Below are 12,487 nucleotides of genomic sequence, written 5' to 3'. Positions count from 1 at the left end.
AAGCAAGCAGAAAGTCCGCGGTAATTATCAGGGAATTTGAGTTATGAATGAAATCATTTCAGCGGCAGTTTTATTGATCCTGATTATGGATCCGCTCGGAAATCTGCCCATTTTCATGTCCGTATTGAAACATACCGAACCAAAACGTCGCCGCGCGATTATGATTCGCGAGCTGTTTATTGCGCTGTTGGTGATGCTGATATTCCTGTTTGCGGGCGAGAAAATTCTGGCATTTCTTAACCTGCGCGCGGAAACCGTATCGATCTCCGGGGGCATCATTCTGTTCCTGATCGCCATTAAGATGATTTTCCCCAGCGCCACCGGGAATAGCACCGGGCTTCCGGCTGGTGAAGAGCCATTTATCGTACCGCTGGCGATTCCGCTGGTAGCCGGGCCGACAATCCTGGCCTCATTAATGCTGTTGTCGCATCAGTACCCAAACCAGATGGGGCATCTGGTGATTGCGCTGCTGATCGCCTGGGGCGGTACATTCGTGATTTTGCTGCAGTCTTCGCTGTTTTTACGCCTGCTGGGAGAGAAAGGGGTTAACGCGCTGGAGCGCCTGATGGGGCTGATTCTGGTGATGATGGCAACCCAGATGTTCCTCGACGGCGTGCGGATGTGGATGAAGGGGTAACGCACTCACTTTACGCCGGGTGGCGGCTTCGCCTTACCCGGCCTACGGTGTTGATATATGCTCGTGTGTAGGCCCGGTAAGCGCTAGCGCCACCGGGCAATCAGCGCCGTGAATGTGTTTGTGAGAAACACCTAAATCATTTAAGTCTCTGAAAAAGCGTATTTTCATTTCTGCGAAGCGCCTTCCGGAATGCCCCCTTGTCAGCATCGCGGATTAGCATTATCTTCTCGCTGCACCTGCAAAATCAGGTGCCAGAATTAGCCTTCTGAACTCCTTCATCGGTGACGCAAGTATTTTTGTGTCGCACGCTTAGGTACACTCCAATGGTGGACCGGGCGGGGGCGTCGCAAGACGCGCCGGTATCCGATGAGGCCGGTAAGGCTAACCCTGTTCGGTTCCACCACCAGTGAGATTAGCCTCTCCAGTGGTGGATGAAATCACTCATTGGAGGCTGCCCTATGGCGACTACCCCTCTCTTTTCACACTCTTTATTTACCCTGCCCTTTAGCCATGCCACGGACTTCACCGAACTGGCGGATAACTGTGAGCGTTTTGTCGAAGGGCTTGTTGAATGTCATGACCCGGTAGAAAAACTGGCGATGTGCGCGCGCCTGTCGGCCTGTCTGGCACTACTGCAACCAACCTTAACGGAACCTGTACCGCAGCATCTACAGGCTAGCCTGACGGTAGAAACCTTACCGACCCGCTCTCCCCTCTTTGAACCCGAACCAGATCAGATGGGGCGTTACTGCCAGCTTTTAACGCATTTGCTGATGAGCAAAACGCTTTCTGATGATATGGAGCGGGTGGCGGGTGATTTGCTGCAGGATTTGGTGGATTATTTCGCCGACACACTGAAAGCGCCGCGCTGGTTGAAAACCGAGGATGGGGTGATGGTGCTGTAAAAAAGCCGGGTGGCGGCTTCGCCTTACCCGGCCTACGGTGTCGATATGTGCTCGTTTCCAGGCCCGGTGAGCGCTAGCGCCACCGGGCAATGCCATCAGCTCAACAGCTGAAAAGCAATCATACCGACAATCGCGCCGACCGTACCGAGGATGGTTTCCATCATCGTCCAGGTCTTCAGCGTTTGCGCTTCGGTCGCGCCGGTAAATTTACCGAACAACCAAAAACCAGCGTCGTTAACGTGGCTGACCACGATAGAGCCGCCCGCGATACAGATAGACAGCGCCGCCATCTGGGCACCGGAGTAGTTCAGTTGCTCAATCACTGGCATCACCAGACCGACCGCCGTTAAGCAGGCCACTGTCGCGGACCCCTGAATGATACGCACCGCCGCCGCCAGCACGAAGCAGGTGATAGCGATCGGCAAGCCCATACCGGTTAACGCTTCGCCCAGTGCAGGGCCAACGCCGGAATCTACCAGTACCTGTTTGAACACGCCGCCCGCACCAATCACCAGCAGAATAATCCCCGCTGGCTGCAGCGCATGGCCGCAGATTTCCATCACGCGGTCTTTTGGCATGCCCTGGCGCACCGCCAGACCGTAAATCGCCACCAGACAGGCAACCAGAATCGCGGTAAACGGATGACCGATAAACTCGAACCATTCGTAGGTTGAAGAACCGACCGGAACAAAGCGTGCGGCGATGGTTTTCAGACCAACCAGCACCAGCGGCAGCAGGATAAGCGATAAGCTGAAGCCAAAGGAGGGCATTTTGCCTTCGCCCAGATGCGGCTCGGTAATGTCTTCCGGTACGTGCAGCTCAACGTAACGGCTGATGAAGTTACCCCACAGCGGCCCGGCGATAATCATGCCCGGAATCGCGGCGCACAGGCCAATCAGGATCATCCAGCCAAAGTCGGCGTGCATCTGAGAGGCCAGCAGCATCGGCGCAGGCCCCGGCAGCAGGAACGCTGCGGCAGCCGCCACGCCCGCAAACAGCGGAATGACCAACTTAACCAGGTTAGTACCGGTATGGCGCGCCATTGAGAACGCTACGCTAATCAGCAGCACAATCGCCACCTCAAAGAACAGCGGCAGCGCGCAAATCAGACCGGCCAGGCCAATCGCGTAATGTGCGCGGCTATGACCGAAGGATTTCAGCATTTTGACGGCAATCTGATCGACCGCGCCGGTCTCATGCAAAATCTTGCCGAACATCGCCCCCAGCGCCACCACAATCGCCAGGAAACCGAGCGTGCCTCCCATCCCTTTTTCCATGGTCGCCGCGATTTTATCGAGCGGCATACCGGAAAAGAGACCTGCACCAATGGATACCACCATCAAAGCAACGAAGGCGTGCATACGCGCCTTCATCACTAAAAACAGCAGTAATAAAACGGACCCTACTGCTGTTAAAACAAGCGTTAATGTGCTCACTACTTACTGCCTTGGTTAATAACCTCAATGGTGCTGGCGACCACACCGTCCAGTGGTTGATCGATATCGACCACCAGTACATCGTTTTCATTCGCACCCGGTTCTTCCAGCGCTTCAAACTGGGTAACCAGCATCTGCGTTTTGAAGAAGTGGCCTTTACGCGCCTTCAGACGGCTTTCGATAACGTCAAAATCCCCTTTCAGATAAATGAAAGAGAGGTTCGGGTTACCGTCGCGCAACTGGTCGCGGTAGACTTTTTTCAAGGCAGAACAGACGATCAGCGAAACCTTGTTGGTACGCTGCATCGCAAAAGCGGCGTCATTCAGCGCCTGTAGCCACGGTTTACGGTCGTCATCGTTGAGTGGCTCACCGGAAGCCATTTTCATGATGTTGCTGCGCGGATGGAGAAAATCGCCATCAAGAAACGCGGCCTGCAGTTGATGCGCCACTTCGCTGGCGACAGCAGATTTACCGCTGCCCGATACGCCCATCAGAACGTAAACGTGGTGATCATGATTAGTCGTGCTCAAAGCGTTGCCCCCACTGGTACAAGAATCAGGAAATTGTTACGGGTAACTGTTATCGGTAACATTGTCCAGCCGGATAAATAGAGAAGCAATATCCATTCGTGCTCGAAGTGTATAAGTGTGAGCTACTTCAAACTTGTTGGCTTAAATAGATCCGCCCGGTGACAAGGTGAAACCTAAATCTAACATTTTAGGCGTGACTGCTTCACCACGAATGCGCGCCAGCAGGCGTTCTGCGCCAATGCTGCCCATCCGTTCACGCGGCGTGAGCACACTCGCCAGACGCGGCTCCATCACCTGCCCGATGTCGTGACCGTGGAATCCGGCAATCGCCATGTCATCCGGGATTTTCAGCCCTAAACGCTGGCATTCGAAAGCCGCCCCTACCGCCAGGTCATCGTTGGTACAGAAAACGCCGTCGAGCTGCGGGTATTCGCGCCGCGCCTGACGGATGAGTTCAATACCGGAGGAGTAGGAAGAAGACTGTTCCACCATCACGCTGTACGGCACCAGGTTGGCATCGCGCATTGCCTGCTCGTAGCCTCTCTGTTTGATGATAGTACGTTCATCAAGACGAGCGCCAAGATAGGCTACATGACGGTGCCCGCGGGCGATAATAGCGGCAGTCATCTGACGCGCGGCTTCGAAGTTGTCGAAACCGACGGCGATATCCAGACACGGAGACTGGCTGTCCATCAGCTCAACCACCGGGATACCGGCAACTTCAATCATTTTCAGCGTACGGGGCGTATGGCTACGTTCGGTGAGGATCAGGCCATCGATATTCCACGACAGCATCGATTCCAGGCGCTCTTGTTCCATCTCAGGCTTATAGCCGTAGTGCGCGAGCATCGTTTGATAACCATGGGCGTCGGTGACAGCCTCAATGCCGCGTAGCACTTCAGCAAAAACCTGGTTAGTGAGAGACGGTAACAGCACGCCGATAGCGCGGCTGGTAGCGTTAGAAAGGATATCAGGAGCGCGATTGGGAATATAACCCAGCTCATCAAGTGCAGCGGCAATTTTGCCCCGCAGCGCCACGGAGACCTGCTCCGGGTTACGCAAAAAGCGACTGACCGTCATTTTGGTCACGCCCACGCGGTCGGCTACATCCTGAAGTACGGGTCTTTTCTTTTTCATCGTCCTGAAGCGTTAAAAAGGGATAGATTCTCCCAGTTTACCACGGACGTGCGTGAACCTTTGCAGAGAAAAAAAGGAGTTTTTATTGTGATAAATACACAAAATCATTCGAGTTGCATCAAGGCGGCGACGCAGTGAATCCCCGGGAGCGTACATTAAGTACGCGACCGGGGTGAGCGAGGAAAGCCAACACAGATGCGGCTTGAAGGATGACGTGTATTTTTAGACTGGCGGCAGGTCAAACAGTAACACTTCACTGTCGCTGTCGGCATGAATAGAAATTGCCTGTTCATCCCAGATTGCCAGGCCGTCGCTGGTGGTCGCTTTAGTCCCGTTAATCGTCACGTTGCCTTTTACGACCTGGATCCAGACGCGGCGCTCGGCGGCAATCTGATGCACCGACTGCTCATCTTTGACCAGCGCCCAACGGTACAGCTCCATATCCTGGTACACTTTCAGTGAACCATCACGGGCATCCGGCGACAGCACCAGTTGTTTACCCTGAGCGGCATCGAAACGACGCTGTTCATAGCGCGGTGTAATACCGTTCTCCTGCGGCATGATCCAGATCTGATACAGATGCAGCTTCTCAGTATTGCTCGGGTTGTACTCCGAGTGACGGATCCCCGTCCCGGCGCTCATAATCTGAAACTCACCGGCCGGAACCTGCTCTTTGTTGCCCATGCTGTCCTGATGCTCTACCGCGCCTTCCAGCACGTAGGTCAGGATTTCCATGTCTTTATGGGGGTGAGTACCAAATCCCTGACCTGCATCGATCACGTCATCGTTAATCACGCGCAGTGCCGAGAACCCCATAAAGTTCGGGTCATAGTAGTTGGCAAAAGAGAAGGTATGCCAGGAATCAAGCCAGCCATGATTAGCGTGGCCACGGTCGTTAGCTTTGCGTAAGTAGATCATTGTGTTCACCCCCAGATGTTTTCGATGGAGTAAGTGTGGACTCAATCTGCCTGGGATCATAGAGGGTGAAAATTGACTCCTCTGTTCAAAAAATATGAACAAGCCCAGAGGAGTCTGTGCAGGCTATTTGGCGAGGGTTATCGTGGCAGGCGTTGCCTGTTCAAAGGCGCGTTCGAGGATCTCCAGATTGGTAAGAACTTCAGATTCCTTGACGTAATTAGGCGTACCGGCCGTCAACGTCTGGTACACCGCGTCATAGACACGACCGTAATCCCCCACTTCCGGCTTTACCTCTTCTTTTACCGTGATGCCGTCATCGTTGACGTACTCCAGCACCCCAACAGAATCGTCAGCGGCGAAACCTGGTTCACCGGGCATGATATTGGCCTTCAGGCTGGTTTCCTGCTGGTCGATGCCGTACTTCACAAACGAGCCTTTGGTGCCATGGACAATAAACTTCGGATAGTCGATTTTCACCAGATGACTGGTTTTAACAATGGCTTTCAGGTCGCCGTAAAACAGCTGCGCTTCAAAGGTATCGTCCGGGTTCGCTTTGTTGCGCAGGCTGCGGATGTCATAGGCCACATGATCGGGACGTCCGAACAGCGAGATAATCTGATCCATGGTGTGTACGCCCAGACCATAAAACGCGCCGTCCTGCGGCAGTCCCGGCTTGGTTTCTGCTTCAGGACGGTAGTAATCGAAATGGCTTTCAACCTCAACAATCTTGCCGAGCTTGCCGCTCTCAATGGCTTTTTTCGCGGTGAGGAAGCAGGAGTCAAAACGGCGATTCTGATACGGCGTAACGGTCAGTCCTTTGCTTCGCGCCAGTTCGAACAGCTCTTTTGCTTGCGCAAGCGTCGGCGTGAAGGGTTTCTCAACCAGCACATTTTTACCCGCTTCCAGCGCGCGTTTAGCATATTCAAAATGGCTGTCAGCATGGGTACAGACGATCACCAGTTTCACCTGCGGATCGTTTAAGATCTCGTCGAGGTCGCTGGTGAAGTGAATATGCGAATACTGCGGCGCCTGCTCTTCCGGCCTGGCGTTGCGGCGGAAAATGTGCGCGACGTGCCAGCTATTTTTGCGGTTGAGGACGTACGGCAAATGGTAGCGGGTGGTGCTTTTACCAAAACCAATAAATGCGCAGTGTAAGGTCATGAGACGATCCTTTTGAAGGTGATTGTCTACACCATAGCGCAAAGCGGCTGGAGACTGAATCCATCCTGTCATCGTGCCGGATGCGGCGTTGCCTTATCCGGCCTACCGCATTATACAGCCAAAAGATCGGGCGTAAGTGGCGTAGGCAGATTATTCACGGCCTGCGCGCAGCAACCGGAGCGTACACAGAGTACGTGAGGATTGCGAGCACAGCCCGGGATTAAGCTGGCAAGCAAACTAGCCCGAAACCCAGCCAAAAAAAAAGCCAGCAAAAGCTGGCTAAAGTAATACTGGAAGCAATGTGAGCAATGTCGTGCTTTCAGGTTCTCCGTAGGGGTTCCCCTGAACGCAGAGCAATAATAATCATTCTCATTCGCACTTGTCTACTTCTTTTTGCAAAAAAATGCAGTTGACGGATTTTTCTTTCTCAGCGAGTGTAAATGCACAATTAACCCTGCAGGAGATAAGGAATGAGTGAGATAGTGATACGCCACGCTGAACCGAAAGATTACGACGCAATTCGTCAGATCCACGCCCAGCCGGAGGTGTACCACAACACGCTACAGGTTCCTCATCCTTCTCTCGAAATGTGGCAAGCGCGGCTAACCGAGCAAGCCGGTGTCAAACAGCTGGTTGCCTGCATTGATGATATCGTCGTGGGGCATCTCTGTATTGAGGTCGCGCAGCGTCCGCGCCGCAGCCACGTGGCCGATTTTGGTATCTGCGTGGATGCCAGGTGGCACAATCGTGGCGTTGCCAGCGCGCTGATTCGTACGATGATCGACATGTGCGACAACTGGCTGCGCGTCGAGCGCATTGAGCTGACGGTATTTGTTGATAATGAGCCTGCTGTAGCAGTCTATAAGAAGTACGGTTTTGAAATCGAAGGCACCGGTAAGAAATACGGCCTGCGCAACGGTGAGTATGTTGATGCCTACTTTATGGCGCGCGTGAAATAAATTTAAGGGCGAGCCTTATCGCCCTGCTTATTGAAAGGACGCAATAGTGAAAAAGTTTCTTCCCCTGGTTTTGCTGGCCTCGCTCTCCCCTGCTTTTGCCACTACCGTACAAAATCTCGATTCCGTAGCCAGTGCTATCCAACATCCTGAAGGTAAACAGATTTTTGCTGAGCAAATGGCAGGAGCAACCCCTGCGAAAGGATTTGGTGAGCTTCCTCAGGGCTTATCTGAAAAGCAGTGGATTGCCTGGGTTGCACCGAATGAAGATCCTGACAACCTGATCCTGACCGGTGCTAAATCTTGGGGAAAAGACGGTAAATATATTGGCATTGCTTGTTTTGCCGATAATAAGGCTGACGCCGAGCAAGCAAAAAAATACGCGGATAACACCTGCCCGGAAAACTACAGCAACGGGCGCGCTAATAAATTATATCTCGGCGTTTTTTCCTGGCAGAATCCACAGCTAACGCCGATTGCACGCTCGGAAAAACCGTTAAACCAGCTCTCAGAGTGGAATAAAGCCGCTGAAAAAGAGAGCGATGATGAGTCCGTCAGACCGCTGGCTTATTATACAAAGCTGGATCTGGCACCGTACCGGATAGCACCCGATACCCTGGCATTCGGGGTGCGGGGTGGATACTCTGATGCGTATTCCGGCGGCGGCGCATTTTATGAAGTGCTGGAACTCTACACCATCAAAGACAGCAAGATAATCAACGTGTTTTCTAACCTTGTTTATTACTATTCGGACATCGCCGGAGACTGGAATAAAGACGGCACAAGGCAGCACGACATCAGCGAAAGTAAGTACATTCTCAAAATGCGCTCGGCAAAGACGCACGGATTTTATGACTTAGAGCGCGTTAGCCTACAGGATAAAAGCAGCCAAATATTCCGCTGGTCCGAATCACTGCAGCGATATGCGCCATAACCTACCGGTCAGGCCTACATCGTTCAGAACGCTGTAGGTCGTTGATATGGATTAATAAACATCAATAAAAATCCCATCAATAATCCTCCATTATAAAATAAATAAAAATTACGCCCTTAGCTATTTATATTCAGATTCCCCTCAAGAAAATTCATTTAAAGTGAAACGTTTTATTTCTGCTATATACGAACGCCATCAGAAAGCGTAATAAAAAAAAAGCAATTTACCATTTTTATGACAGCAAGTAATAAAAGGATAAGGATGTCATGAGTGATATCGTCTATCTGATGGTTTCAGGGCAGCGCAGGGTGCTATTTCTGACGGATGTGGAACCATTGCATCCGTGGGTAACCGCTGGCAAATAGGGCACGAAGACGAAATTTTTACCTTTTCGCTCTCTAATAGTATAACCAGTACTGGTAGAGGTTCACATTTTCACGGACTGCAATTTTGCAAACTGATAGATAAAAGCACCCCATTGTTTGTAAATGCTATTAACAACAACGAGCAGTTGTATATGGAGTTTTATTTCTACCGCATCAATAGGTTCGGTAGATGGGAGAAATATTATTATATTCAACTGCGGGGAGCATTTCTATCAGCCATTCAACACCAATTCAGCGAGAATAATTTAGAGACAGAAACAATAGCCATCAACTATGAATATATCCTCTGCAAACATCTTATTGCCAACACTGAGTTCAGCTACCTTGCGTTGCCCGAAAACTACAACCGCCTGTTTATCCCCCGACCAAAAACCCCCGCAGACAACGGCCTCAAAACGTTAAACAGCAAAGGGGTTGGCAGACTGCTTGCCGCTGGAGGTATCTACAACGGGAATATCGACGGCTTCAGGGAAACGGCGGAAAAATTGGGGGGCGATGCTCCTGCAGGCTACGAGCAGGTACTTAACGAAAAAACAATTGGATTAGGTATTATTGCTGCATCCCTCCTTTTTTCAAGGAATGCTTCTAAGATTCAAAATTTTAATAGATTCAGGGGTGTAACAAGAAAATTTAACGATAAATCAGCTGGAACCATCCGAAATGTTAATCCCGGATATCCCAAAACAGGGCATACCCATAATTGCGTTAACTGCGCGATCGCTACAGATGCTACCTTGGCAGGACATCCAGCATCAGCATTACCAGTCAACTCAACAAAAGGTGTCCCTCTCTCAGTCTTAGAAAAGTTTTATAGTGGAAAATTCAAACCAATGTCATCTGTTGATGAAATAATTCACATAATGAGTAATGCTAATTCGGGTGCAAGGGGAATTGTTTATGGTTCGTATGGACCGGGACAGCCAGGACATGTCTTTAATGTTGCAAATCAGAATAATACAATCAGATTTTTGGACGGACAAACGGGGAATGGCGCTGATCTTAATCAATTCAAATCATTTCAACTATTGAGGGCAAACTAGTGATCACTTACGAAGAAGCTATAAACAAAGCCAATAAATATCTTTACGATGAGGATGCTCCTGTCGTTATCACACTCCATGGAAGGTTTGCAGAAGGTTGGTTTTTTTGCTTCGAGTCTAGGGAATACCTTGAAACCGGAGACAACGTTGCCCGTCTGGCAGGAAACGCTCCATTCATCATCGATAAAGATAGTGGTGAAATCTTTGATTTAGGCACTGCCTGGCCGCTGGAGAAATATTTAAAAGACTACGAAGAAAGCAAAAAAACACGAAGCTAAGCTTACTCGGATGCGATTAACTATGATAACTGAAACAGAGCTTAACGTACTGAAAGTTATGGCTGAAAAAGATATTGACTGGAACTGGATAGCTTTGGATCGTGCTCTTTATACGAGAGGCGTTTCTGGATTTGGTAATGTTGCGAATATCGTAACGAGCCTTGTCAATAGCGGATTGGTTGATGTCGTATATGGCGAAGATAAATCAAGACCACGCTACAAAGTAGCCCAAAATGGCTTTAACTTGATCAAAGAGCAACAGCATCTTTTTTAGTTTAAAATATTATGCTCGTTAAAAATTGAGCCTTCCAAGTAAGCCCTCTCCCATCGAAGAGGGCCGTCATCCTTAGTACCCCGCCGTTAAATCATCCACGGAACGCGGGTCAGAAGCACCATACAGTGCGCCATCCGGTCCAACCATAATGCTCTGCGTGCTGCCCATCGCCTCTTTCAGCGCGACTTTCTGTCCTTTTTGCTCCAGCAGCTTGATTGTATCCGGGCTGAAGCCCTTCTCGATGCGCAGTTCATCCGGCAACCATTGATGATGGAAGCGCGGTGCGTTGGTCGCTTCGGCGACGTTCATCCCGAAATCAATGCTGTTGACCACCATTTGCAGTACGGTAGTGATGATTCGGCTTCCACCTGGGCTGCCGGTCACCAGCCAGGTTTTCCCGTCTTTTACCACGATAGTCGGCGACATCGATGACAGCGGACGCTTCTTCGGCCCAACCGCGTTGGCATCACCGCCCACCAGTCCATAAACGTTCGGCACGCCCGGCTTAGCGGAGAAGTCGTCCATTTCGTTATTCAGCAGAATACCGGTGTTACCCGCCACGATGCCGGTCCCGAAGGTGGTATTCAGGGTATACGTTACCGCCACGGCATTGCCGTCTTTATCCACGACCGAGAAGTGCGTAGTCTGGTTGCTTTCATACGGGGCGAGTTTGCCCGGTTTGATCTGGCTGGAAGGCTTAGCTTTGTTGATATCAATCTGATCGGCAAGCGTTTTAGCATAGGCTTTGTTGGTCAGCGCTTGCCACGGCACTTTCACAAAATCCGGGTCGCCCAGATATTCTGAACGGTCGGCGTAAGCATATTTCTCCGCTTCAGCCATGACCTGCATGGCATCGGCGCTGCCAAACCCGTACTTCTTCATATCGAAGTTTTCGAGAATATTGAGGATCTGCACGATGTGAATACCGCCAGAGGACGGCGGCGGCATGGAGAAGACCTGATATCCGCGATAGTCACCGCCGATCGGCGTGCGCTCCACAGCTTTATAGCTGGCTAAATCCTCTTTGGTCATCAGCCCGCCGTTCTTCTGCATTTCCCCGACTATCTGATCGGCAATCGCCCCTTTATAAAACGCATCCGGGCCATTCTCGGCAATCATTTCCAGGCTTTTCGCCAGATTCTTTTGCACCAGCTTGTCGCCCTTTTTCAGCGGCTCGCCGTCCTTCCAGAAAATGGCTTTGCTGTTCTCGTGATTAGGGAGCACTTCGCTGCCATAGGTTTTCAGATCGTCGGCCAGCGCGTCATTAACCACAAAGCCCTCTTCCGCCAGCTTCATCGCCGGGCGCACCACTTTGTTCAGCGGCATCGTGCCGTATTTCTCCAGCGCCAGCGAGAAACCCGCCACGGTACCCGGCGTACCGGATGCCAGATGCGACGTCAGCGACTTTTTCGCATCGGCGTTGCCCTGCTCATCGAGGAACATGTCACGGGTCGCGCCAGCAGGCGCCATTTCACGAAAATCGATCGCGGTGGTGTTACCGTCTTTGGTACGCAGTAGCATAAAACCACCGCCGCCCAGATTGCCCGCCTGGGGATGCGTCACCGCCAGCGCATAGCCAACGGCCACGGCGGCATCAACGGCATTCCCACCCTGTTTAAGAATGTCCACACCAACCTGGGTAGCTAAAGCATCCACAGAGGCCACCATTCCGTGCTTAGCGCGTACGGGATGGAACACATCTTCCTCGACTTCGTAAGATACCGGCGGTGGCGCAGCCGGCGCGGCAGCAACGCTAAAACAACTTCCTGAGAGCAGAGCAGCAATGGCTACCCGGCGTAAAAACGTCGGTTTTATCATCGTTATTCTCCAGATGTATGGGGGTCGGCCCCCACTAAGCCTGGTGCATAACTCTGAAATAATCATCGTAACGGCGA

The 12,487-nt window shown here is 51.4% G+C and carries 12 protein-coding genes and 2 pseudogenes; 8 read left to right on the top strand and 6 right to left on the bottom strand.

Annotation, left to right across the window (positions count from 1 at the left end; translation table 11 throughout):
* Positions 1 to 43: 43 nt before the first annotated feature.
* From yhgN to OGY68_RS04495, 3 genes and pseudogenes are all read left to right on the top strand, one after another.
* The gene (gene yhgN, locus OGY68_RS04505; protein ID WP_003023480.1) at positions 44 to 637 is read left to right on the top strand and encodes an NAAT family transporter YhgN; all 594 of its coding nucleotides are present in this window, start codon (positions 44 to 46) and stop codon (positions 635 to 637) included.
* Between the two features lie 458 nt (positions 638 to 1,095).
* Positions 1,096 to 1,542 (top strand): hypothetical protein, encoded by a 447-nt coding sequence (locus OGY68_RS04500; RefSeq protein ID WP_057067164.1) that lies wholly within the window; start codon positions 1,096 to 1,098, stop codon positions 1,540 to 1,542.
* A pseudogene (locus OGY68_RS04495) lies at positions 1,536 to 1,715 on the top strand (MarC family protein); the annotation flags it as partial. The gene OGY68_RS04500 and the pseudogene OGY68_RS04495, both read left to right, overlap by 7 nt.
* On the opposite strand, the gene gntU reads toward OGY68_RS04495, so the two are convergent.
* From gntU to OGY68_RS04470, 5 genes are all read right to left on the bottom strand, one after another.
* Entirely contained in the window at positions 1,638 to 2,978 is a 1,341-nt protein-coding gene (gntU, locus tag OGY68_RS04490; protein WP_003827609.1) for a gluconate transporter, read from the bottom strand. The pseudogene OGY68_RS04495 and the gene gntU sit on opposite strands and share 78 nt — an antisense overlap.
* The gene (gene gntK, locus OGY68_RS04485) at positions 2,978 to 3,508 is read right to left on the bottom strand and encodes a gluconokinase (RefSeq protein WP_003023475.1); all 531 of its coding nucleotides are present in this window, start codon (positions 3,506 to 3,508) and stop codon (positions 2,978 to 2,980) included. Before gntK ends, gntU begins: the two co-directional genes overlap by 1 nt.
* A 141-nt stretch (positions 3,509 to 3,649) precedes the next feature.
* The gene (gene gntR / locus OGY68_RS04480) at positions 3,650 to 4,645 is read right to left on the bottom strand and encodes a gluconate operon transcriptional repressor GntR (RefSeq protein WP_008786351.1); all 996 of its coding nucleotides are present in this window, start codon (positions 4,643 to 4,645) and stop codon (positions 3,650 to 3,652) included.
* 222 nt (positions 4,646 to 4,867) lie between these two features.
* Entirely contained in the window at positions 4,868 to 5,563 is a 696-nt protein-coding gene (yhhW, locus tag OGY68_RS04475; RefSeq protein WP_003023472.1) for a quercetin 2,3-dioxygenase, read from the bottom strand.
* A 123-nt stretch (positions 5,564 to 5,686) separates the two neighbouring features.
* Entirely contained in the window at positions 5,687 to 6,724 is a 1,038-nt protein-coding gene (locus OGY68_RS04470) for an oxidoreductase (RefSeq protein WP_057067165.1), read from the bottom strand.
* Between the two features lie 470 nt (positions 6,725 to 7,194).
* On the opposite strand from OGY68_RS04470, the gene yhhY reads away from it, so the two are divergent.
* From yhhY to OGY68_RS04445, 5 genes and pseudogenes are all read left to right on the top strand, one after another.
* Positions 7,195 to 7,683, top strand: coding sequence for an N-acetyltransferase (gene yhhY, locus OGY68_RS04465; RefSeq protein ID WP_019078130.1), 489 nt, complete (start codon positions 7,195 to 7,197; stop codon positions 7,681 to 7,683).
* Between the two features lie 46 nt (positions 7,684 to 7,729).
* Complete coding sequence (locus tag OGY68_RS04460) at positions 7,730 to 8,614, top strand: hypothetical protein (protein ID WP_057067166.1); 885 nt, start codon at positions 7,730 to 7,732, stop codon at positions 8,612 to 8,614.
* A gap of 266 nt (positions 8,615 to 8,880) precedes the next feature.
* Positions 8,881 to 10,040, top strand: a pseudogene (gene tssD / locus OGY68_RS04455) (type VI secretion system tube protein TssD).
* Positions 10,040 to 10,318: a YrhB domain-containing protein gene (locus OGY68_RS04450; RefSeq protein ID WP_057067167.1), complete on the top strand. Its 279-nt coding sequence runs from the start codon at positions 10,040 to 10,042 to the stop codon at positions 10,316 to 10,318. Before tssD ends, OGY68_RS04450 begins: the two are co-directional and overlap by 1 nt.
* 22 nt (positions 10,319 to 10,340) lie before the next feature.
* Entirely contained in the window at positions 10,341 to 10,592 is a 252-nt protein-coding gene (locus OGY68_RS04445) for a MarR family transcriptional regulator (protein ID WP_234691894.1), read from the top strand.
* 72 nt (positions 10,593 to 10,664) lie between these two features.
* Here the strand turns inward: OGY68_RS04445 and ggt are convergent, their stop codons facing one another.
* Complete coding sequence (ggt, locus tag OGY68_RS04440) at positions 10,665 to 12,410, bottom strand: gamma-glutamyltransferase (RefSeq protein WP_057067169.1); 1,746 nt, start codon at positions 12,408 to 12,410, stop codon at positions 10,665 to 10,667.
* Between the last annotated feature and the right edge of the window lie 77 nt (positions 12,411 to 12,487).

The organism is Citrobacter sp. Cpo065, assembly GCF_030332805.1.
Lineage (GTDB): Bacteria > Pseudomonadota > Gammaproteobacteria > Enterobacterales > Enterobacteriaceae > Citrobacter > Citrobacter portucalensis.
The sequence above is the reverse complement of the archived record's forward strand: the minus strand, read 5'-3'. Positions and strand labels throughout refer to the sequence as shown.

Excerpts from the sequence above, each read along its gene's own strand:
- yhgN (WP_003023480.1), top strand. The coding sequence starts at position 44 with ATGAATGAAATCATTTCAGCGGCAGTTTTATTGATCCTGATTATGGAT.
- OGY68_RS04500 (WP_057067164.1), top strand. The coding sequence starts at position 1,096 with ATGGCGACTACCCCTCTCTTTTCACACTCTTTATTTACCCTGCCCTTT.
- gntR (WP_008786351.1), bottom strand. The coding sequence starts at position 4,645 with ATGAAAAAGAAAAGACCCGTACTTCAGGATGTAGCCGACCGCGTGGGC.
- yhhW (WP_003023472.1), bottom strand. The coding sequence starts at position 5,563 with ATGATCTACTTACGCAAAGCTAACGACCGTGGCCACGCTAATCATGGC.
- OGY68_RS04470 (WP_057067165.1), bottom strand. The coding sequence starts at position 6,724 with ATGACCTTACACTGCGCATTTATTGGTTTTGGTAAAAGCACCACCCGC.
- yhhY (WP_019078130.1), top strand. The coding sequence starts at position 7,195 with ATGAGTGAGATAGTGATACGCCACGCTGAACCGAAAGATTACGACGCA.
- OGY68_RS04445 (WP_234691894.1), top strand. The coding sequence starts at position 10,341 with ATGATAACTGAAACAGAGCTTAACGTACTGAAAGTTATGGCTGAAAAA.
- ggt (WP_057067169.1), bottom strand. The coding sequence starts at position 12,410 with ATGATAAAACCGACGTTTTTACGCCGGGTAGCCATTGCTGCTCTGCTC.